Origin of the sequence: Kitasatospora sp. Root107, from assembly GCF_001424875.1 — a bacterium.
Lineage (GTDB): Bacteria > Actinomycetota > Actinomycetes > Streptomycetales > Streptomycetaceae > Kitasatospora.
The window spans coordinates 156,811-178,105 of sequence record NZ_LMCT01000045.1 but is presented as its reverse complement, the minus strand read 5'-3'; the positions used below and the strand labels follow the sequence as shown (position 1 = coordinate 178,105).

Annotated in this window: 19 protein-coding genes and 1 tRNA gene; 11 read left to right on the top strand and 9 right to left on the bottom strand. The window is 70.7% G+C overall.

The window, feature by feature from the left end; all coding sequences use genetic code 11:
* Window positions 1-31: 31 nt before the first annotated feature.
* The 5 genes from ASC99_RS29455 to ASC99_RS29435 all read right to left on the bottom strand — a co-directional run bounded on the left by ASC99_RS29455 (window position 32) and on the right by ASC99_RS29435 (window position 5,150).
* The gene (locus ASC99_RS29455; protein WP_057237699.1) at window positions 32-634 is read right to left on the bottom strand and encodes an ATP/GTP-binding protein; all 603 of its coding nucleotides are present in this window, start codon (window positions 632-634) and stop codon (window positions 32-34) included.
* On the bottom strand, window positions 615-974 hold the full coding sequence (locus ASC99_RS29450) for a DUF742 domain-containing protein (RefSeq protein ID WP_057237697.1): 360 nt from the start codon (window positions 972-974) through the stop codon (window positions 615-617). The genes ASC99_RS29455 and ASC99_RS29450 overlap by 20 nt, the downstream gene beginning before the upstream one ends.
* Window positions 971-1,378 (bottom strand): roadblock/LC7 domain-containing protein, encoded by a 408-nt coding sequence (locus ASC99_RS29445; protein ID WP_057237695.1) that lies wholly within the window; start codon window positions 1,376-1,378, stop codon window positions 971-973. The genes ASC99_RS29450 and ASC99_RS29445 overlap by 4 nt, the downstream gene beginning before the upstream one ends.
* Entirely contained in the window at window positions 1,375-2,898 is a 1,524-nt protein-coding gene (locus ASC99_RS29440; protein WP_057237693.1) for a sensor histidine kinase KdpD, read from the bottom strand. Before ASC99_RS29440 ends, ASC99_RS29445 begins: the two co-directional genes overlap by 4 nt.
* 287 nt (window positions 2,899-3,185) lie before the next feature.
* Window positions 3,186-5,150 (bottom strand): galactose oxidase early set domain-containing protein, encoded by a 1,965-nt coding sequence (locus ASC99_RS29435; RefSeq protein WP_057237691.1) that lies wholly within the window; start codon window positions 5,148-5,150, stop codon window positions 3,186-3,188.
* 233 nt (window positions 5,151-5,383) lie between these two features.
* On the opposite strand from ASC99_RS29435, the gene ASC99_RS29430 reads away from it, so the two are divergent.
* The 8 genes from ASC99_RS29430 to ASC99_RS29395 all read left to right on the top strand — a co-directional run bounded on the left by ASC99_RS29430 (window position 5,384) and on the right by ASC99_RS29395 (window position 14,357).
* Window positions 5,384-7,654 (top strand): Dyp-type peroxidase, encoded by a 2,271-nt coding sequence (locus ASC99_RS29430; RefSeq protein ID WP_057237689.1) that lies wholly within the window; start codon window positions 5,384-5,386, stop codon window positions 7,652-7,654.
* A gap of 119 nt (window positions 7,655-7,773) precedes the next feature.
* Complete coding sequence (locus tag ASC99_RS29425) at window positions 7,774-8,655, top strand: MetQ/NlpA family ABC transporter substrate-binding protein (protein ID WP_057237687.1); 882 nt, start codon at window positions 7,774-7,776, stop codon at window positions 8,653-8,655.
* Window positions 8,652-9,650: a methionine ABC transporter ATP-binding protein gene (locus ASC99_RS29420; RefSeq protein ID WP_057237685.1), complete on the top strand. Its 999-nt coding sequence runs from the start codon at window positions 8,652-8,654 to the stop codon at window positions 9,648-9,650. The genes ASC99_RS29425 and ASC99_RS29420 overlap by 4 nt, the downstream gene beginning before the upstream one ends.
* Window positions 9,647-10,309: a methionine ABC transporter permease gene (locus ASC99_RS29415; protein ID WP_057237683.1), complete on the top strand. Its 663-nt coding sequence runs from the start codon at window positions 9,647-9,649 to the stop codon at window positions 10,307-10,309. The genes ASC99_RS29420 and ASC99_RS29415 overlap by 4 nt, the downstream gene beginning before the upstream one ends.
* A gap of 15 nt (window positions 10,310-10,324) precedes the next feature.
* Window positions 10,325-10,398, top strand: a tRNA-Lys gene (locus ASC99_RS29410).
* 116 nt (window positions 10,399-10,514) lie between these two features.
* A complete protein-coding gene (locus ASC99_RS29405) occupies window positions 10,515-10,877 on the top strand; it encodes a DUF427 domain-containing protein (RefSeq protein WP_057237681.1) in 363 nt (120 codons plus the stop codon).
* A gap of 128 nt (window positions 10,878-11,005) precedes the next feature.
* On the top strand, window positions 11,006-13,279 hold the full coding sequence (locus ASC99_RS29400; protein ID WP_057237679.1) for a transglycosylase domain-containing protein: 2,274 nt from the start codon (window positions 11,006-11,008) through the stop codon (window positions 13,277-13,279).
* A 79-nt stretch (window positions 13,280-13,358) separates the two neighbouring features.
* Entirely contained in the window at window positions 13,359-14,357 is a 999-nt protein-coding gene (locus ASC99_RS29395; protein ID WP_057237677.1) for a DMT family transporter, read from the top strand.
* A 76-nt stretch (window positions 14,358-14,433) separates the two neighbouring features.
* Here ASC99_RS29395 and lepB read toward each other — a convergent pair whose 3' ends face one another.
* From lepB to ASC99_RS29385, 3 genes are all read right to left on the bottom strand, one after another.
* A complete protein-coding gene (gene lepB, locus ASC99_RS29390; protein ID WP_157531830.1) occupies window positions 14,434-15,213 on the bottom strand; it encodes a signal peptidase I in 780 nt (259 codons plus the stop codon).
* A 3-nt stretch (window positions 15,214-15,216) separates the two neighbouring features.
* The gene (locus ASC99_RS39080) at window positions 15,217-15,375 is read right to left on the bottom strand and encodes a hypothetical protein (protein WP_157531829.1); all 159 of its coding nucleotides are present in this window, start codon (window positions 15,373-15,375) and stop codon (window positions 15,217-15,219) included.
* Between the two features lie 148 nt (window positions 15,376-15,523).
* The gene (locus tag ASC99_RS29385; RefSeq protein ID WP_057237840.1) at window positions 15,524-15,814 is read right to left on the bottom strand and encodes a chorismate mutase; all 291 of its coding nucleotides are present in this window, start codon (window positions 15,812-15,814) and stop codon (window positions 15,524-15,526) included.
* A gap of 324 nt (window positions 15,815-16,138) precedes the next feature.
* Between ASC99_RS29385 and ASC99_RS29380 the strand changes: the two genes are divergently transcribed.
* Entirely contained in the window at window positions 16,139-16,567 is a 429-nt protein-coding gene (locus ASC99_RS29380; RefSeq protein ID WP_057237676.1) for an OsmC family protein, read from the top strand.
* 354 nt (window positions 16,568-16,921) lie between these two features.
* Window positions 16,922-18,895 (top strand): bifunctional diguanylate cyclase/phosphodiesterase, encoded by a 1,974-nt coding sequence (locus ASC99_RS37930; RefSeq protein ID WP_057237674.1) that lies wholly within the window; start codon window positions 16,922-16,924, stop codon window positions 18,893-18,895.
* Between the two features lie 23 nt (window positions 18,896-18,918).
* Here ASC99_RS37930 and ASC99_RS29370 read toward each other — a convergent pair whose 3' ends face one another.
* Window positions 18,919-20,010, bottom strand: a complete 1,092-nt coding sequence (locus ASC99_RS29370; protein WP_057237671.1) for an LLM class flavin-dependent oxidoreductase — start codon at window positions 20,008-20,010, stop codon at window positions 18,919-18,921.
* Window positions 20,011-20,568: 558 nt separating this feature from the next.
* On the opposite strand from ASC99_RS29370, the gene ASC99_RS29365 reads away from it, so the two are divergent.
* Entirely contained in the window at window positions 20,569-21,168 is a 600-nt protein-coding gene (locus ASC99_RS29365; RefSeq protein ID WP_057237669.1) for a DedA family protein, read from the top strand.
* Window positions 21,169-21,295: the final 127 nt, after the last annotated feature.

Here is a 21,295-nt window from a genome sequence, read left to right as displayed (position 1 = left end):
TGAGTGTGAGCAGACGTCAGGAGGTGAGGGTTCAGGAGCTGAGCGTGTACAGGTAGCGCATCAGGGCGAGCAGCACGTCGCGGCTGGCCTCCCGGCTGCGGGCGTCGCAGGCCACGATCGGCACCTCGTCCGGCAGGTCGAGCGCCGCCCGCAGTTCGTCGATCGGGTGACTCGGCGACTCCGGGAAGGTGTTGACGGCCACCACGAAGGGCACGCCGCGCTCCTCCAGCCGCCCGATCACGTCGAAGCTGACCTCGAGGCGGCGGGTGTCGACCAGCACCACCGCACCCAACGCACCTTCGAACAGACCGTTCCAGAGGAACCAGAACCGCTGCTGGCCCGGAGTGCCGAAGAGGTAGAGCACGAGTTCGTCGGAGATGGTGATCCGGCCGAAGTCCATCGCGACGGTGGTGGAGGTCTTCCGCTCCACGCCGGTGACGTCGTCCACCTCGACCCCGGCCCGGGTCATGGTCTCCTCGGTGGTCAGCGGACGGATCTCGCTGACCGAGCCGACCAGGGTGGTCTTGCCCACCCCGAAACCACCGACGATCACCACCTTGACGGCGCTGGCGGCGGTGGCGGGCAGCAGATCGGTCCCGCTCGGGCCGCCCGGCTCAGAGCTTCTGAAGTCCATTCATCACCGCTTCGATCAGGGCACGGTCGGGGAGTTCGGCCTTGGGGACGGGGGCCCGGGCCTCGACCCTGTCCTCCGTCAGCAGGTCGGCGATCAGCACGGTGACCACGCTCATCGGCAGGTTGAGGTGGGCGGAGACCTCCGCCACCGAGAGCGGCGACTCGCAGATCCGCAGAATCGCCGCCTGTTCCGGCTGCATCGCGGGCTGCGGGCGGGACTTGGCGACGACCAGGGTGACCAGGTCGAGCACGACCCGCTCGGTCAGCCCGCTGCGTCCGCGCGTGATCACGTACAGCCGCTCGGGATTACCCGCCTCCCAGTCCGCGCCGGGGTCGGTCATGCGACCTGCTCACCATGGCGCGGGGCTGTGCTCAGATGCTCGCCGATCCGGGCCACCAGGTCGCGCATCCGCTGGCCCATCAATCCGGCGTCCACGCCCTGGTCGGCCAGTACCGCGAGGTAGGCCCGGGCGCCGGCCGCCATCAGGTAGAAGAAACCGCCGGAGGTCTCGATCACCACCAGCCGCATCCGCCCGTCCCCGTGCGGGAACTCGGAGCCGATCGCGGTGGCCAGACTCTGCAGTCCGGCGCAGGCGGCGGACAGCCGGTCCGCGGTGTCGGTGTCCGTGCCGTACTGCGCCATCCGCAGTCCGTCCGAGGACAGCACCACCACGTGCCGGGTCTGCGGTACGCCCTCGGCCAGTTCCTTGAGCATCCAGTCCATGTTGGCCCGCTGCTGAATCACTGCTCACCCTTACCTGAGGACTCGTCACTGTGGTGGTCCGGCCGGCCGTTCACACCGTTGGCGAACGCCGCCAGCCACATCCCGGGCTGCTCCGGTGCCGGCGCCGGGGCGGCCTGCGGGATCGGCACCGGTCGGCTCGTCGCGGCGGCGTGCCGACGACGCTGCGGCAGGCCGTTGGCGGCCCGCTCGGTCACTGCCGGGTTCTGCTCGTTCTCCCAGGGCTGCGGTCCCGACGGCTCCCAGGGCTGCGGTCCCGACGGCTGCCGGGCCGCCGGGGCGGTCACCGCGTGCCGGGCCACCAGGGCCGGACGGGCCGACGCCGGCGCCGCCCGGCGCGGGCCGGAGGCCACGCCGATGCCGTGCGCCCGATCGGTGGTCGCCGGGGTGGCGGTGAGCAGGTCCTGCGGGACGATCAGCACCGCGCGCACGCCACCGTAGGCGGACGGGCGGAGCGAGACCTGGAAGCCGTACGCCTGGGCCAGCCGGCCGACCACGGCGAGGCCGAGGCGGGGGGTCTCGCCGAGGTCGTTGAGGTCGATGCCCTCCTGCGCCTCGCGGAGCATCCGCTCGGCCCGGGCCCGGCCCTCCTCGCTCAGGCTCAGGCCGCCGTCCTCGATCTCGATCGCGATGCCGGTCTGCACCTCGACGGCGGTCAGGTGCACGTTGGTGTGCGGCGGGGAGTAGCGGGTGGCGTTGTCCAGCAGCTCGGCCAGCGCGTGGATCAGCGGCTCGACCGCGGGGCCGACCACCGCGACCTCGGAGACCGGGTGCAGTTCGACCCGCTGGTAGTCCAGGATTCGGGAGACCGCGCCGCGCAGCACGCTGTAGAGCGGAACTCCCTTGCTCCACTGACGTCCTGGCCGCGCTCCACCGAGCACCGCGATCGAGTCGGCCAGCCGGCCGACCAGGGCGTTGCCGTGGTCCAGCCGGAGCAGGTCGTCGAAGACGGCCGGGTCGGTGCCGTGCCGGTCCTCCATCTCGCGCAGGTCCTGGGCCTGCCGGTGCACGATCGCCTGCACCCGGCGGGCGATGTTCACGAACGCCCGCTGGGCCGACTCGCGCAGCCCCTCCTCGGCGTCGACCGCTTCGAGCACCGTCCGCAGCACGGCCTGCCTGGCCTGCTGGAAGCCGGGCGAGTCGGCGCTGCTGGGGGACAGCTCGCGCAGCACGTCGTCCAGGAACTCGCCGGCCTGCAGCCGGGCCACTGCCAGCGGCAGCACCTCGGCGAGCTGGACGGTCTCTGCCTCCTGGGCGGCCAACTGGCCTCTGAGCTCCGCCTCCTGGCGGGCCGAGCGTTCGCGCAGGGCGGTCAGCGCGCGGCCTCGGCGGGCCGCCTCGGCCGCCACCAGGGCAACCGCCAGGGTGGCCACCGCACCGCACCAACCAACGGCCGGCCGGGCCTCCTTGGCGATCAGGAAGGTGGCGACGACGGCCGCGGCCGCGGTCAACACCGTGGGCAGGAGCCATCCCAGCGTGCGCGCGGGGCGCAGATCTCCGGGCGTCTCTCCAGCACCAAGCATCAGCGTCCTCAACTGTCGGAAGGTGTACGGACATACGAGCCGCGTACCGGCCTGGGAAGGGCCTTTCCGGTCCTCGCCCACCTTGATGGACATGGGGTGGGCGCGGCTGGGCGGGAGTAGCATAGCCGGTTTTTCGGATCACCCTGACGGGTCCTCAACATACTGATCGGCTACCATATTTGGGCCTTTCACGTGGCCTTTTGGGCGCAGATCACATGCAGATCACACCGGACCACACGACGACGGCCCGCCGTCGGGGACGGCGGGCCGCGCATTCGGGTGTTGGGTCAGGGGGTCTGACCGCCCGAGGCGGGCTTCAGCTGGACCCAGCCCGCGGTGCTCGGTGCACCCTCCTCGTTCAGCAGGAAGATCATGTAGTAGCCGGGCGGCGCGGCGGCCGCCGAGGGCGGTGCCTGCAGCTCCAGGAAGCTGCCCCCGCGGCTCTTGATCCTCAACTCCAGGTGGCGCTGGCTGGTGTTGACCGAGTGGGTCGCGGTGGTCGGGGCGAGCAGCACCGCGCGGGTCACGTCGTTGGGGGTGCTGCTGCTGACGGTGATCTTCTCGTTGTAGGCGACCGAGGGGTTGAACACCATGCCGAGGTTGGGCCGGCTGCCCTGGTGCAGGTAGGCCGGTTCGTAGATCTCGATGCTGCCGTTCATGTCGTCGTTGATGTCCGGGTCGTTGGCCAGCTGCTGGAGCTCGTCACCGGTCACCATCACCCGGCCGTCCGGCAGCACCACCGCGTTGGAGTGGTAGCCGCGCGGCAGCCGCTGGGCCGGGCCGAGCTTCCAGTTGCCGTTCTCGTCCCGGAGTTCGGTCTGCCGGTACTTCAGGTCGGCGTTCGGGTTGTACGTGCCGTTGCCGTAGTCCCGGATGTCGAAGGCGCCGTTGACGGTGAGCAGGGTGGCGTCCGGGAGCAGCAGGGTGTCGTCCTGGGTACGGCCGAAGGCCCGCGGCTGCTGCTTGCTCCACTGGCCGCCGACCAGCTGGTAGGTGTTCGGGTCGTCGCGGTCACCGCCGAGCACCAGCACCGAGTCCGGGCCGCGGAAGCCGGCCGGCAGCGGGACGGCAGAGCCGTAGTTGCGGCCGAAGCCCTGCGGCGGGGCCATCGCGCCCGGCGCCGGCGGGTTGTCCGGTCGGGCCGGCAGGGCGGTCCTGGTCTCGGAGTTGATGTCGAAGGTCCACTGCTGGTCGGGGCTGCGGCCGAGCCCGTAGATCTTGCCGTCGCGCAGCGAGAACAGGTGGGGGTAGTCCCGCTTGAACGGGGCGTCCGCCTTGAACTTCCCGATCGACCAGCCCTCCGGCTTGTCGGTCTTCGCCACCGGCACCGCCTTGTCGAGGGCCGGGAAGCGCTCCACGATCGCGGTCGGGGTGCCCCAACCCAGCTCGGACTGGCCGGACATGATGAGCTGTCGGCCGTCCATGCCGGTCACCACGCTCGGGTACCAGCGACCGACCGCCATGTCCTTGTTCTGGTACCAGACCTCCTGCCAGGGGTCGAAGACCAGCGAGAGCTTGGCACCGGAGCCGCCGTTGCCGCCCAGGTTGCCGCCGAAGACGCCGAGCATGCCGTTGGGCAGGAAGGAGTGCCCGGCGCAGAAGAACGGCGCGGGTCGCGGCTGGTTGAGCCCGTCCGGCATGTTCACCACCGGCGGGGTGACCTTGGTGAAGGCGTCGGTGCCGGTGCCCTTGGCCGGGTCCCAGAGGTACGCCCGGCCGGCGTTCTCCTTGCCGATCGTGTCGGTCGGCGCGGGCTCCTTCTGCGGGTTCTTCTCGATCCGCTCGAAGGAGAACAGCAGCACCTTGCCGGTGGGCAGTTGGGCGATGTGCGCGGCGAAGTCGGGGGACGGGAAGTACTCCCGGAACCGCCCGGACTCACTGGGGTCGAAGCCCAGGTTGGCGGCGGCCTGGGACTCCCCCAGCGCCTTCAGCCGTTCGGTCCGGGTGGACTGCGGGTACTCGCCGACCGCGGCCAGCATCTGCCTGGTCAGGGCGTGTTCCTGGGCGTGCTCCTCGCCGAGCACCGCCGCCTCGTCCGGATCGGCCTTGGCCTTGGCCTTGCCGTCGGCCTGACCGTCGGCCGGGGCGGCAGCCGGGGCCCCGGCCGGGGTGTCGGCGCGGGTGCCGGCGGTCGGGTCGCTGCCATGGGCGGCGACCGGACCGGCCACCGAGACGGTCAGCGCGGTGGCGGCACAGACCGCCACCGCAGCCGCGAGCAGCCGCCGGGGGACGGGCGGATTCCTGCGGGACATGGGACTCCTAGCGCAGCTGGGACAGATGAGCCGGGGCGCCGGCGGGAGCGGACGCACCGTCACTCAGTGTTGCTTCGTTCACGACTGACTGTCACTCCGGAGCGGGCACCTGGGTGAGCCGGTCCGACCATTCGGCCGGTCGAGTCATTCCGGACCGGAGCCCTGTTGCCGTTCGCATGCATACCGTAGCGTCACCGTTGCTCCGTGTAACCAACGACCCACCGGGAGGCACCATGCCGACTGAGCTGAAGCTGCGTGAGAGCGAAGACATCCAGGGCGACGTGATCGCCGGTTTCAAGAAGGACCAGATGACCCTGCTGTTCCTCAAGTTCGAGGACGCGGCCAGGGCCCGGACGTGGGTGCGGCAGCTGGAGCCGCAGATCTCCACCACCAAACAGGTCGCCGCCTTCAACGCGGCATTCCGCAGCGCCCGACAGGCTTCGGGCGGCGACGACCCGCAGAAGCTCAAGGCGACCTGGATGAACGTCAGTTTCACCTACGAGGGCCTCAAGCAGCTCACCGGAAAGGAGCCGCTGCCCTCGGTCCCCGCGGGCGGCACCCTCGAGGCCTTCAAGCAGGGTTCGGACAAGCGCACGCTGGGCGACGTCGGCGACAGCTCCCCGGCCAACTGGCTGTTCGGCGACGGCAAGGGCCAGACCGTGCACGCGGTGCTGACCATCGCCTCGGACACCCTGCAGGACTTGCAGGCCGCCGTCACCGCGCAGCGGGAGGCGACCGCCCAGGCCAAGATCGTGATCGTCTTCCAGCAGAACGGCGCGACCCTGACCGGCACCCGCCGGGGCAAGGAGCACTTCGGCTTCAAGGACGGCGTGAGCGAGCCCGCCGTCCAGGGCTTCGACGAACCCGACCCGGAGAGGCCCGAGTACGAGAAGGGCAAGCCGGGCACCCGGCTGATCCCGGCGGGTGAGTTCGTGGTCGGGCACCCCCGGATCGGCGGCATCCCGTACGACCCGATGCCGGACTGGGCCGAGAACGGCAGCTTCCACGTGGTCCGCCGGCTGGCCCAGGACGTCCCCGGCTGGTGGGCCCAGATCTCCGCCCAGCTCAAGGTGCTGAAGAAGGCCAAGGTGGTGCCGGACGAGGCCACCCCCGAGTGGCTGGCCGCCCGGGTGGTCGGCCGCTGGCGTTCGGGCACGCCGGTGGCCAAGTGCCCGAACGCCGACCGGCCGTTCAACTCGATGTCCGGCGGGGACAACGACTTCGGCTTCCGGAACGACCCGGAGGGCTTCACCACCCCGCTCTTCTCCCACCTGCGCAAGACCAACCCCCGGGACGGTCTGCAGGAGCGCCCGGGCGCCGAGCCGTTCCCGGAGAACCCGGTGATGGACCGTCGGCGGATCATGCGCCGGGGCTCCCCGTACGGCGCGCCCTTCGACCCGGCCTCCGAGGGGCCCGGCGGCCCCGACGACCCGCGCGGGCTGCTGTTCGTCAGTTACCAGTCCGACCTGGTCGAGCAGTTCGAGTTCATCCAGAAGGCCTGGATCAACAACGTGGACTTCCCGCCGAACCGGCCCAACAAGCCGGGCCCCGACCCGGACGTCGGCCCGACCGGGACGGTCAGCTGGGAGTCGCCCGGCGCCTCCACCAAGCTGACGTTCAACCAGTTCGTCACCACCGAGGGCTCGGTGTACGGCTTCGCGCCCTCGCTGACCACGCTGCGGCTGCTCGGCGAGGGGCGGCTGACCGACAAGCTGCCCATCACCGTCCGGCCGACCGACGCCTTCCTGGCTGTTCCCGACCTCTACCGGCAGGGCGGCAAGAGCTGGTTCTGGGCCTACGGGACGGGCAGTTCGGGCCCGGTCGCCCGGACCATCTCGATCGCCGACGGCGCCGAGCACCACGACAAGGTGGAGCGGCCCGACCGGCCGCTCTCCACCTGGCCGCAGATCTACACCGGGGTCGACCGGGTGGACGCGGTGCTCCCGGTGCCGGACGAGCAGCGGAAGAACGGGCGCAGCCGGTTCTGGCTGTTCCACACCACCGAGGGCCGCCAGGTCTACCGGCTGATCTCGATCGCCGACCGGGCCGAGTCCGGCCTGCCGCCGGACCAGGCGGGCACGGTCGACCGGGGCGACCGGCCGATCACGGCCTGGGCCTCGTTCGACGGTATCCAGCAGGTGGACGCCTTCCTCCCGGTGCCCGACCAGCAGCGGGAGAACGGCAAGAGCTGGTACTGGGTCTTCCACACCTTCATGGGCCAGCAGGTCTACCGGCTGATCTCGATCGCCGACGGCAGTGCGCACACCGACCTGATCGAGCGTGGTGACCGCTCGATCTCGCTCTGGCAGTCGCTGGCCGGGATCAGCCGGGTGGACGAGTTCCTGGCCCTGCCGGACATGCAACTGGTCAACGGGTTCAGCCTGTTCTGGGTGTTCCACCAGGACAGGTACCGGATCATCTCGATCAAGAGCGGCGCCGGGCACCCGGACCAGGAGTCGGTCGCCGACCGGGCGCTGACGCTCTGGACCTCGCTCACCAGCTGACGTGGACTCATCCCGTACGACCCTTCGTGGTCGTACGGGATGTTTCAATCTCTTGAACTGATGTGAAATATGCCTTGGATTTGAAGGTCATCAGATTTTCCCATGCTTGGATCAAAGGCATGGAACACCCCTCCTTCTCTGTCCGGCTCGCGGCCACCGCCGCTGCCATCGCCCTCTCCACCACCCTGCTGACCGCCTGCTCCAGCGACAGCGCGGGCTCGGGCAAGGTCAGGATCGGCATCTCGGGGGCCAGCTCCGACTGGGACGTGCTCAAGCAGAAGGCCAAGGCCGAGGGCATCGAGATCGAGCTGGTCACCTTCGACGACTACGCCCTGCCGAACAAGGCGCTGGCGGCCGGCGACATCGAGCTGAACGCCTTCCAGCACCTGGCCTTCCTCAGTCAGTTCAACGCCAACAACAGCACCAACATCGTGCCGATCGGTGCCACCTCGGTCTCCCCGCTCGGGCTGTACTCGCTCAAGCACAAGGCCGTCGACCAGATCCCGGACGGCGCGAAGATCGCCGTCCCGAACGACCCGTCCAACCAGGGCCGGGCACTGCGGGTGCTGGAGCAGGCCAAGCTGATCGAGCTCAGGGCCGACACCGGCCTGTACGGCACCCCGGAGTCGATCTCGGCCAACCCGAAGCACCTGAGCATCGTGCCGGTGGACGCCCAGCAGACCCCGCGCAGCCTGCAGGACACCGCCGCCGCCGTGATCAACTCCGGGGTGGCGGGCCAGGCCGGGTACGAGGTCAAGCAGGCGATCTTCCGGGACGACCCGAAGAACCCGGGCACCCGCCCGTACGTCAACGTGATCGCGGCCCGCGCCACCGACCGGGACAACCCCATCTACCTGAAGATCGCCGAGCTCTACCACTCCCCCGAGGTGCAGGCCGCCGCGGCCGAGGAGTCCAAGGGCGCCAGCGTCCCCAGCGACCTCGACCGGCCCGCCCTGCAGGCCGAGTTGGACCGGCTGGCCAAGCAGGTGAGGAGCAGGTGATCGAGCTGGTCGAGGTCAGCAAGGAGTACGGGGACTTCCGCGCCCTGGACCGGGTCAGCCTGACCGTGCCGGACGGCGGGATCTTCGGCGTGATCGGCCACAGTGGCGCGGGCAAGAGCACCCTGCTCAGGCTGATCAACCAGCTGGAACGGCCGACGGGCGGTTCGGTCCGGCTGAACGGGACCGAGCTGACCGGCCTGAGCGAGCGACAACTGCGCGCGCACCGGCGGGAGATCGGCATGGTGTTCCAGCAGTTCAACCTGTTCAGGTCGCGTACCGTGCTCGGCAATGTGGCCTACCCGCTCGGGCTGGCCGGACTGCCCCGCCCGGTGGTCCGGCAACGGGCCCTGGAGGCGCTCGAGTTCGTCGGCCTCGGCGAGTACGCCAAGCGCCACCCCGAGCAGCTCTCCGGCGGACAGCGCCAACGGGTCGGCATCGCCCGGGCGTTGGCCAACTCACCCAAGGTGCTGCTGAGCGACGAGGCCACCTCCGCGCTCGACCCGGAGACCACCCTCGAGGTACTCGACCTGTTCCGGCGGATCAACACCGAACTGGGCGTCACCATCGTGCTGATCACCCACGAGATGGACGTGCTGCGGCGGATCTGCGACCGGGTCGCGGTGCTCGACAGCGGGCGGCTGGTGGAGACCGGCGACGCCTACCGGGTCTTCGCCCGGCCCCGGCACCCCACCACCGCCGCGTTCGTCCGCTCCGTACTGCCCGACCGCCCGGCCGGCGCCACCCTGGAGCGGCTGCGCGGGCGGAACAGCGGCCGACTGCTCACCGTGCCGTTCACCCACGACGGCGACCTCGGCCGCGGCCTCTCCCGGCTGCTCCGGGAACACCGGCTGGACTTCTCCCTGGTGCACGGCGGGATCAGCGAGGTCGGCGCGCTCCCGCTGGGCAGCCTGACCATCGAACTACACGGCGAGGAAGCCGATCTGACGGCCTTTCTGGCCGCCTGGGCGAGCCGCTCGGAGGTGCCGGCCGCATGAAGGTCGACTGGAACGTCTTCTGGCCCAAACTCGCCGACGCGACCGGGCAGACCGTCTACATGGTGTTGGTCACCCTGCTGCTCTCCTCGGCCCTCGGACTCGTGTTCGGCCTGCTGCTGTACGCGACCCGGAAAGGCAACCTGCTGCAGAACCGGGCGGTCTTCTCACTGCTCAACCTGCTGATCAACCTGGTCCGGCCGGTGCCGTTCATCATCGCGATCGTGGCGATGGCCCCGCTCACCCGCGCGGTCACCGGCTCCATGATCGGGACCGAGGCGGCGATCTTCCCGATGGTGGTGGTCGCCACCTTCGGGGTGGCCCGGATCGTCGAGAACAACTTGGTCGCGGTCGAGCCCGGGGTGATCGAGGCGGCCCGGGCGATGGGGGCGGGACCGGTCCGGATCATCCTGACCGTGTTGGTGCCCGAGGCGCTCGGCCCGCTGATCCTGGGACTGACCTTCATCCTGGTAGCGCTGATCGACTTCTCGGCGGTGGCCGGGACGGTGGGCGGCGGCGGGGTGGGCAACCTGGCCATGACGTACGGCTACCTGCGCTTCGACACCTCGGTGATGGTGGTGACGGTGGCCGTGCTGATCGCGCTGGTGCAGATCGCCCAGCTGACCGGGAACCTGCTGGCCCGCAAGGTGCTGCGGCGCTGATCCGGGGTCAGACAGGCGCCGCTAGCTCAGTTGGTTAGAGCAGCTGACTCTTAATCAGCGGGTCCGGGGTTCGAGTCCCTGGCGGCGCACAGACGGTCGGAAGGCCCTTCACTTCGGTGAGGGGCCTTCCGGCGTTTCCGCTCCGGAGCGGGCGGTCGGCCTGTCCAATGGACGACAGAGGCCACGCCAGCAGAGGAGCACACCCATGCCGAACCCCGCCCAGGGCCACCGGATCGACCTGGTCCACCCCGAGCAGACCGTGACGGTACGGATCGACGGCACCCAGGTCGCCAAGTCGAGCCGCCCGCTGGCGCTGTTCGAGACCGGCCTGCCGGTCCGTTACTACCTGCCGCCGCAGGACGTCGATCTGACGCTGTTCCAGCCGAGCGTGACGCACACCACCTGCCCGTTCAAGGGCGAGGCCTCCTACTGGTCGTACGGCGACCGGACCGACGTGGCCTGGTACTACCCGGAGCCACTGGACTCGGTGGCGGCGATCGCCGGGTACGTCTGCTTCTACGACACCGTCGCCGAGCTGAGCGTGGAGGGCGAGCTCCCCGGCCAGTAAGCCCGGCGTAAGAAAAAACGGGACAAAGGTCCCTAACATCTCCCATACCGTTCGGGGCAGGCTGGGACGGATCGTCTGAATCCGACCGCGTGAGCAACCGTCACAGGTCTCGCAGGAAAGGCCTCCCGTTGCCCCGCACTGCCCCGAACGGTCCCCGTCCGCGCCCCCGGAAGCCCGGTGGCTCCCGTCCCCGCCGGACCGGTTGGCGTCGGCTGATACCGACCTGGCGGTTCACCCTGGTCGGCACGCTGGTCTGCACGGTGCTCGGGGTCGGCCTGTTCGCGCTCGGGCTGACGTTGGTGAAGGTGCCGGACGCGCACGCGCAGGCCACCGCGCAGAGCAACACCTGGCTCTACCAGGACGGCACCCTGCTGGCACGGACCGGGCAGACCAACCGGCAGAACGTCGGCCTGGACAAGATCTCCCAGGACGCCCAGCACGCCGCGCTCGCCGCCGAGGACCGGAACTTCTACCACGAGGGCGCGGTCAACCTGAAGGGCCTGACCCGGGCGGCGTTCACCACCGCCACCGGCGGAAGCACCCAGGGCGGCTCGACGATCACCCAGCAGTACGTCAAGAACACCTACCTGAACCAGAAGCAGACCGTCACCCGCAAGGTGAAGGAGCTGTTCATCGCGCTCAAGGTGGACGCCACCGAGACCAAGGACGAGGTGCTGGCCGGCTACCTCAACACCTCCTACTACGGACGCGGCGCGTACGGCATCCAGGCCGCCGCCCAGGCGTACTACGGCATCGACGCCGCCCAGCTGAACCCCGCGCAGGGCGCCTACCTGGCCGCCCTGCTCAACGCGCCCAGCGCGTACGACGTCTCGACCGCCACCCCCACCGGCAAGCAGAACGCCACCAACCGGTGGAACTACGTGCTCGACGCGATGGTGCAGGAGAGCTGGCTCTCCGCCACCGACCGCGCCGCGATCACCTTCCCCGAGGTGAAGGAGCCGAAGAGCGCCCCCGGTCTGGCCGGCCAGGCCGGCTACCTGGTGACCGCCGCGACCGAGTACCTCACCGCGCACAACGTGCTCACCGACGCCCAGCTCGCCCAGGGCGGCTACACCATCAAGCTGACCGTGGACCCGAAGCGGCAGCAGGACCTGGACGCCGCCGTCCGCAGCCAGCTCACCGACCGGCTCAAGCCGGACAGCCGGCCGGTGGACGCCGCCGCGCAGGCCGGCGCGGTCTCGCTGGACCCGAAGACCGGGGCGGTGGTCGCGCTGTACGGCGGCCAGGACGCCACCAAGCACTGGATCGACAACGCCACCCGGCAGGACTACCAGGCCGGTTCGACCTTCAAGGCGATCGCGCTGGCCGCCGCGCTGGACTCCGGCGCGGAGACCCAGTCCGGACAGACCGTCACCCCGCAGACCGTGTACGACGGCCGGAGCAAGCGGCCGGTGGTGGGCGGTCGCGGCACGCCGTACGCACCGCCGAACGAGGGCAACAAGAGCTACGGACAGATCTCCCTGCAGCAGGCCACCGACTGGTCGGTGAACTCGGCCTTCGCCCAACTCGCCCAGGACACCGGGCTGGAGAAGGTCCGGGAGACCGCCGTCGCGCTCGGCCTGCCCGCCGACACCCCTGGTCTGGAGGCGGTCGCCTCGATCGCGCTCGGCTCCTCCACGCCGAGCGTGCTGGACATGGCCGGCGTGTACGCCACCCTGGACAACGGCGGCAAGCAGACCACCCCCTGGCTGGTGAAGTCGCTGGAGCACGAGGGCGAGAACGTCGCGCTGCCTGCGCCCAAGACCAACCAGGTGATCAGCGAGGAGACCGCCAGGACCGTCACCTCGATGCTCCAGGGAGTGGTGAGTGATCCGGGCGGCACCGGGTACCGAGCAAAGGAACTCGACCGACCGGCGGCCGGCAAGACCGGCACCACCGACGACCTCAAGTCGGTCTGGTTCGCCGGCTACACCCCTGAACTGGTCACCACCGTCGCCCTGTTCGGCCAGGACCCGGTCAGCGGCAAGCAGGTCTCGCTGGACGGGACCGGTGGCGCGGCCGGTGCGGCGGGCGGCAACTTCCCGGCCCGGATCTGGACCGCCTACATGACGGCGGCGCTGGACGGACAGCCCGTCACCGAGTTCCCCGAGCCGACGGGCGGCCGGAGCTGGTCCACCGAGCCCTCCTCGACCCCGTCCTCGACGCCGTCCAGCACCCCGAGCACCGCGTCCTCGAGCCCGGCCGAGCAGCCGTCGACCCCGGTCGACCCCGACCGGTCCAGCCCGACACCGACGCCCACCCCCACCCCCACGCCGAAACCGAAGCCCACGCCGACGCCCACACCCACCCCGACCCGGTCGCCCTCCCCGACTCCGCCGGACCCGACCCGGGAGCCGACGAACGACGGGGCGGCCTCGCCCAAGGCGGTGCAGACGGGCTGACCGTCGCTCCACAGCTGGCAGGACCGTCAGGCATGGACACCCCTTACCCGACAGCGGGTCGGACTGGCACAATGCGTCGGTGCACAGCTCCTCATCGCCACTCCCTCAGGTCTCCTGGCTCTCCCCCCGGTCGCTCGGCCTCTCGCTCGCCCTGATCTCGGCGCTCGCCTTCGGGGGCTCCGGCACGGCGGCCAAACCGCTGATCGAAGCGGGGCTCTCCCCGCTGCACGTGGTCTGGCTCCGGGTCACCGGTGCGGCGGTGGTGTTGCTCCCGCTCGCGTACAGGCACCGGGACGCGGTGCGGCGCCGGCCCCGGCTGATGATCGGCTTCGGGCTGCTCGCGGTGGCCGGGGTGCAGGCCTGCTACTTCGCCTCGATCTCCCGGATCCCGGTCGGGGTGGCGCTACTGATCGAGTACCTCGGGCCGCTGCTGCTACTCGGCTACCTCAAGTTCGTCCAGCGCAAGCCGGTCTCCCGGGCCGCCACCATCGGCGCCGGGGTCGCGGTGGCGGGCCTGGCCTGCGTGGTCGAGGTCTGGCACGGGCTGGCGTTCGACGCGCTCGGCGTCCTGTTCGGGCTCGGCGCCGCCTGCTGCCAGGTCGGCTACTTCCTGCTCGCCGACGCCGGCCGGCAGGGCGACAGCCCGGTCGACCCGATGGCGATCAGCGCGTACGGCCTGCTGATCGGTGCCGTCGCACTGACCGCGTTCACCCAGCCGTGGACGGCGGACTGGAGCGTGCTCGGCGGTGACGTGGTGATGAACGGGCGGGTGCTGCCCGCCGCCCTGGCCGCCGGCTGGATGGTGCTGATCGCCACCGTGCTCGCGTACCTGACCGGCGTGGTCTCGGTGCAGTTCCTCTCACCGGCGGTGGCCGCCGTGGTGGCCAACCTGGAGGCCGTGGTCGCCACCGTGGCCGCCTGGTTCCTGCTCGGCGAACGGCTCGGCGGCTGGCAGCTGGTCGGCGGCGTGCTGGTGCTGATCGGCGCCTTCACCGCCCAGACCAGCCGGCCCGCCGAGCTCACCCCGGAGACGGCACAGCCGCCCGCCGAGCGCAGCGTGGCGGGCCGCCGGGGCTGACGCCGACTCGGGACCGGGGACCGGGGCTTGGGCTTGGGCTTCGGGGGCTGATCAGGCGGCGGCTACCGGACGAGGGTCACTTTCCGGCCCAGCCGAACCAGTCCAGGTGACCCAGCGGCCAGACGACCGCCGACGCCGGGCCGACCACGTCGGACACCGGGACGGCTCCGGCCCCCGGGCCGCCTTGGTGGTAGCGGGAGTCGGCCGAGTCGCTGCGGTGGTCGCCCTCCACCCAGACGTACCCCTTCGGAACGGTGACCGGGCCGAAGTCCAGACCCGAGCAGGAGTCGTTGCCCGGGTGCAGGTACGGCTCGGACACCGGTGCACCGTTCACCGTGAGGGTCTTGTCGGTGCACCGGACGGTCTCACCACCGGTCGCGATCACCCGCTTGACCAGGTAGTTGTCGTCCTTCGGCGGCAGCAGGCCGACAAAGCTGAGCGTGCTGCCGACCGCGTCCGAGAACGCGTTGCCGGCGGTCGGCTGCCGAGGCAGCCAGCCGCCCGGGTCCTTGAACACCACCGGTTCGCCGGGCTTGGGCTCCCAGCCCAGCAGGGGTGCCATCTTGTTGACGGCCACCCGGTCACCGATCCGCAGGGTGTTCTCCATCGAACCGGACGGGATGCTGAACACCTGGAACAGGCAGGTCTTGATGGCCAGCGCGATCACCAGGCCGAGCACGATCATCGCGGGGAACTCGACCCACCAGGGCAGCCTGCGGCGACGTCCGTCGACCTTGGCCTTGGCTCGGGTCTTGGCTTTGGCCTTGCCGCCGGTCCCGGTGAGGTGGTGCTGTGCGCTGTGCTCGGCGGCAGGGGGCGACGTCTCCACCACTGGGCCGGACTGAGGAAGGGTCACGGATCAGGCCGCCTGCGGGCCGAAGCCCGGTGCGGACTCGGCGGAACGTCGCCGGAACACCACGACCGCCCCGACACCCGTGGCCGGCGCGGCCGACGCCGCTCGCCTGGTGCCGTCCTGCTTCTTGGACTGGGGCTTTTGGGGCTGGGACTTCCTGGCCATCGCGCTGTCCTTGCCTTTCCGGGGGTCCGGGGAGAACAGCACGCTAACGCCGCACAGGAACTGTCGCGAAATCAGACATTTAGCCACCACTGACAGATTAGGGTGGCTCGCGGGTTTTGTCGGGCCGCAGCAACGGGCCCGGGTCGCCTCAGGACTGGGCGATCGCCTCGTGGTGCCTGATCACCTCGGCGATGATGAAGTTCAGGAACTTCTCCGCGAACACCGGATCCAGGTGCGCGCCGGCGGCGAGTTCCCGCAGCCGGGCGATCTGCGCCCGCTCCCTGGCCGGATCGGCGGGCGGCAGCTTGTGCTCGGCCTTGAGCCGGCCGACCCGCTGGGTCGCCTTGAACCGCTCGGCCAGCATGTGGACCACGGCGGCGTCGATGTTGTCGATGCTCTCGCGCAGGCTGACCAGCTCGGCCCGGACCGACTCGGCGATCCCACCGTTCCCGTCGGCGGCGGCGCCGGTGGCGGCCGTGGAACTGGCCTTGGAACTGGCCGAGGAACCGGCGGTGGTGGCGGCGGAGTTCGTGGGCTGATCCGTCATCGGGGTGGCTCCGGAGCTAGCTGACTGGGCTCTCGCAATCTAACAGTGCAGCCACCTGGCCAGCCCGGAGTGTGTCACCTTCGTCCGCCATGTGGACACGACGGCGGACCGGCAACCGGCTTTCGGGCCTTCGTGTGGTGTTCGACACGTAGGCTGAACGCGGCATGACCGGAACTGACGGACCAGCAGTCCCCCAAGCACAGGAGGTACCTGATCATGGCAGCCACCCGTACCGCGCGCACCGCCTGGCAAGGCAATCTGCTCGAAGGCAAGGGCGAGGTCACCTTCTCCTCCTCCGGCCTCGGCCAGTTCCCGGTCTCATGGCCTGCCCGCACGGATGAGGCGGCGAACGGGAGGACCAGCCCCGAGGAGCTCATCGCGGCCGCGCACTCGGCCTGCTTCTCGATGGGCCTCTCGCACGCGCTGGCAGGCGCGGGCACCCCGCCCACCGCTCTGGACACCCAGGCCGATGTCACCTTCCAGCCGGGCGCCGGGATCACCGGCATCCACCTGACCGTCGTCGGCCAGGTCCCCGGCATCGACGAGGCTGCCTTCGTGAAGGCAGCCGAGGACGCCAAGGTCAACTGCCCGGTGAGCAAGGCGATGACCGGCACCACCATCACGCTGACCGCGAAGCTCGCCTGACGCTGCTCGCCGTCACACCGCTCCCTGACTCTCCGTCCGACAAGTAATGCTGTCCGACAAGAGGGGCGGAAGGGGGCGCGTGCGCCCCCGGTATGCATCTCACGATGCGTACCGGGGGCGCCGTCACGTACCGGCACGGTTGCCGCGAAACCTGACGAATCACCCTGGCGGCGGTCGCCGTTGCAACTGCGCGCGTCCTATGATCACGGCAGCGCCCTGCTTCCTTGCCGAACGCCATCCACCCGCGTTCTCCGCACCGAACGTCGACCGAACGTCGAGGGCCTCACAGAGCGGTGAGCCGGCCACTGCGGTGCGGTCGGCGGGAGCAGCATCAGCAGCGGACGGGAGCATGCCGTGCCGGGTCGGAACGAGGGGACCGACCGTTTCTGCCCGGTCTGCTCCGGACCACTGGGCCTGGGCGACAGCGGCCCGGACTCACTTGTCGACGCACTCCAGGCCAGCGAATCCCGTTTCCGTGCGGCCTTCGCCGACGCCGGGATCGGCATGGCCCTGATCGGCTCCGACGACCGGATCATCGAGGCCAACCCGGCCTTCGCCGCCATGATCGGCCGTGAGGCGCCGAACCTGGTGCGGACGCACATCCACGAGATCATCGACCCCGAGGACACCCCCCGGCGGCTCTATCTGGAGCTGCTCCGCGGCGAGCGTGACCGACTGCGGGTGGAGAAGAAGCTCAAGCACCGCGAAGGTCACGCGGTCTGGAGCAACGTGACCATCTCGCTGATCCGGGACGGCGCCGGGCACCCGATGTACACCCTCGCCATGGTCGAGGACGTGACCGAGCAGCGACTGCTCGGCGACCAGCTCGCCTACCAGGCGATGCACGACCCCCTGACCAGACTGCCGAACCGCACCCTCTTCTTCGAGCGGCTCAACGCGCTCTTCGGGCCCGGCCAGCTCGCCGAAGCCACCGAGGCCCCCGACGCCGCTGATGCCGCCGATGCCCCCGTGCCCGATCCGGTCGATCCCGTCGGTCCCGGCGAACTGGACAGCTCGGCGAGGCCGGACGGTCCGGACAGGCTCCCCCAGCTGACCGAGCTCGCCGGTCAGGGCAAGCGGGTCGGTCTCTGTTACGTCGACCTGGACGGCTTCGCAGCGATCAACGAGACCCTCGGACACCATGTCGGCGACGAGCTCCTGGTGGCGGTGGCCGCCCGGCTGGAACACGGCTTCGCCCGGGGCGACGGCCGGCTGGTGGCCCGGCTGGGCGGCGACGAGTTCGCCGTGCTGGTCTGCGACAGCGACGGGAGCGAGCAGCTGACCTCGCTCGCCGCCGAGCTGATCAAGATGCTGGAGGAGCCGTTCGACGTGGCCGGCCAGCAGCTGGTGGTGACCGCGAGCGTCGGAGTGGTCGAGCGTCGGATCGTCGAGACCACCCCCACCGACCTGCTGAAGGACGCCGACGCCACGCTCTACTGGTCCAAGGCGGACGGCCGGGCCCGCTGGACGCTCTACGACCCGGACCGCGGCGCCCACCAGCTGACCAGGCAGCGGCTGGCCACCGCGCTGCGACCGGCACTGGAGCGCGGCGAGTTCACCGTCGAGTACCAGCCGCTGGTGGGACTGGCCGACGGCACCGTGCACGGCGCCGAGGCGCTGGTCCGCTGGCGGCATCCCCGATACGGGACGCTCTCCCCCGACCGTTTCATCCCGCTCGCCGAGGAGTCCGGCGCCATCGTGCCGCTGGGCAAGTGGGTGTTGGAGGAGTCCTGCCGGCAGGCCAAGCGCTGGCTGCTGGAGTTCCCCGACGCCGAGACCTTCGTCAGCGTCAACCTGGCGGCCCGTCAGATCTGGGACTCCGACGTGGTGGCCGACGTCGCCCAGGCGCTGAAGCTCACCGGCCTGCCCGCCCGGCTGCTCCAGCTGGAGATCACCGAGAGCGCGGTGCTCGGCCCCGGCGGCCGCCCGGTCCAGGCTCTCCAGGCGCTGGCGGACATGGGCATCCGGATCGCCATCGACGACTTCGGCACCGGGTACTCCAACCTCGCCTACCTGTCCCGGCTGCCGGTGCACGTGCTCAAGTTGGACGGCAGCTTCATCGAAGGCTTCCGCGACCCGGCTCCGGGCGGGCGCCCGGACAGTCGCTTCCGGCGCACCGACGCGGACGAGCAGATCGTCGGCGCGATGGTCCAGCTGGCACACGCGCTCGGCCTGACCGTGACGGCCGAGGGCATCGAGAACGCCTCCCAGGCCGAACGCCTGCGGCTCACCGGCTGCGACACCGCCCAGGGCTGGTACTTCGCCCGGCCGGGCGAGGCCGAGCGGATCGCGGCCATACTGCGCGAGGGTCGCGTCCGCTCGGCCTGACGGGCCGTCGTGGCTACCGACCGTCAGCTCTCACTCAACCCGTATGCCTCCGCGATCAGCCCGTACGAGCGCTGCCGCGCCTCGTGACCGTGGATGTGCGAGGTCACCATCAGCTCCTGGGCACCCGTCCGCTTGCGCAGTGCCTCCAACCCGTCGGCCACCTCGCCCGGGGCACCGAGTACGACGTTGGCGAGCCAAGCATCCAGGAAGTCGGCCTCGGCCGGGCTGTACGGGTACTGCTCCGCCTCGTCCGGGGTCGGGATCAGCCCCGGTGTGCCGCGGCGCAGCCGGAGCATGGCCAACCCCGCCGACCGGGCCAGCCGCCTGGCCTGCCGCTCGTCGTCGGCCGCCACCGCGCTCACCCCGATCAGCGCGTACGGCTCGTCCAGGACGGCCGAGGGGCGGAAGGACGAGCGGTAGAGGTCGAGCGCGGGGACGGTGTTGGCCGCGCTGAAGTGGTGCGCGAAGGCGAACGGCAGGCCGAGCCGCCCCGCCAGCTGGGCGCTGAAGCCGGACGAGCCGAGCAGCCAGACCGGCGGCCGCCCGTCCCCCTGGGGTACGGCGCTGAGCCTGGCGTACGGGTGCCCGTCCGGGAAGTCACCGTCCATGAAGTGCAGCAGCTCCGAGAGCTGCTGCGGGAAGTCGTCCGGACTGTCCGCCACACCCCGGCGCAGCGCGCGGGCGGTGGCCGGGTCGGTGCCGGGCGCCCGGCCGAGGCCGAGGTCGATCCGGCCCGGGTGCAGCGACTCCAGCAGGCCGAACTGCTCCGCGATGGCCAGCGGCGCGTGGTTGGGCAGCATCACTCCGCCGGAACCGAGCCGAAGGGTGCGGGTGTGCGCGCCGAGGTGGGCCAGCAGCACGGCCGGGGTGGAGCTGGCGACTCCGGGCATCCCGTGGTGCTCGGCGACCCAGAAGCGGTGGTAGCCCCAGCGCTCGGCGTTGCGGGCCAGCTCGGTGGTGGCCCCCAGCGCCTCGCTGGACGAGTAGCCGACGCCGATCGTCGCGAGGTCGAGGATGGAGAGCGGGGCCGGGGCGGTGCCCCGGGCCACGCCACGGATGGGGTCGGCGGGCGGGGCCGGCGGTGTGCTCGCCTGCGGCTCGTCCTCGGAGGTCATGCCGGGGTTCTCCCTTCTGACAGGTGCGGGGTGTCCGTTCCTGCCGTCGGGACTCAACCAACCGAGCCGGGTGGTCTCCTGTTCCCGGTGGGCGGGCTCGACCGCCGTCGGCCGGGCGGCACCGGGTGTCACCGATCCCCCGGCCTACCACCCGTTGGTGAGCTGACGATCCGACAGCACCCTTCACCAGGAGGTGAATTAGGGGGTGGCGAATTGACGCCAGCGCGAGAAGTCGCCAGCCGTAGGACTCGCGCCGCCGCAATCCTTTCGGGCAGGCTTTCCGATCAGTAGGGCAGTGCATCAGCACGCCCACTCCCACCTGCAAGGTCGGCGGGCTGGACCAGTTCCGCTGGACCCCTGTGAGCCCCTGGAGCGGCACCCCGCCTCAGGGGCTCACGCCAATCCGGCCACCCTCCCCGAGCGGCTGCCGACTCGCCCGGGGTCATATCGTGACACCCGACACACGGGGGTGCTTCAGGGCATGAAACGTCAACCCGCTAGCGTTTACCCCCGTAGTCACTGGGACACCTCCCGGAGACTTGTTGAGGGAGCATCGCCTTGGACGCCGCAGCGCTGGTAGGGCCGGTATGGATCTGCGTACTCGCGCTCTTTGCCGTACTCGGTGACGCCTTCCTGCCCTTCCTGCCGAGCGGCACCCTGGTGATCCTGGCCGTCCTGAACACCGCCGAGGTGGACGGTGCGCCGCTGCTGCTCGCGGCCGGTGTCGCGGTGGCTTCCTTCCTGGGTGACTTCGTTCTGCTGAATCTCGCCCGCCGTGGTTCGCCCCGGGTGCAACGTCGGCTCGACGACCGCCCCGAACTGGCGGCCAGTGTCGAACGGCTGCAGCAGTACTTCAGCGGGCAGACCAGTCGGACGGCCGCCGCCGTGGTGATCGTGGCCCGCTTCGTCCCGGCCGGGCGGACCGTCCTCAACCTGGCCGTCGGCCACTCCGCCTCCTCCTCACGCCGCTTCCTCCGGATGTCGGCGCTGGCCGCGCTGATCTGGGCCTCGTACATCGTGAGTCTGGGCTGGCTGAACAGCCACTGGTTCAACACCGACTGGCTGAGCCTGGCGGTCTCCTGCGTCGCGGCGACCGCGATCAGCACCACGGTGGCCCGGCTGGTACGCCGTCGGCGCCGCGAGCTCGCGCTCACCTGACGCTCCCCCAGTTCGACGCTCCGGGCGGGCTTCCAGCCGGCCGGGCTTCCACCGACCGTCTCCCCTCGAGTGGTCTTCCGGAGAACTGTCCCAAGACTGCAACAGTGCTCCTATCGTGGAGCCGGAC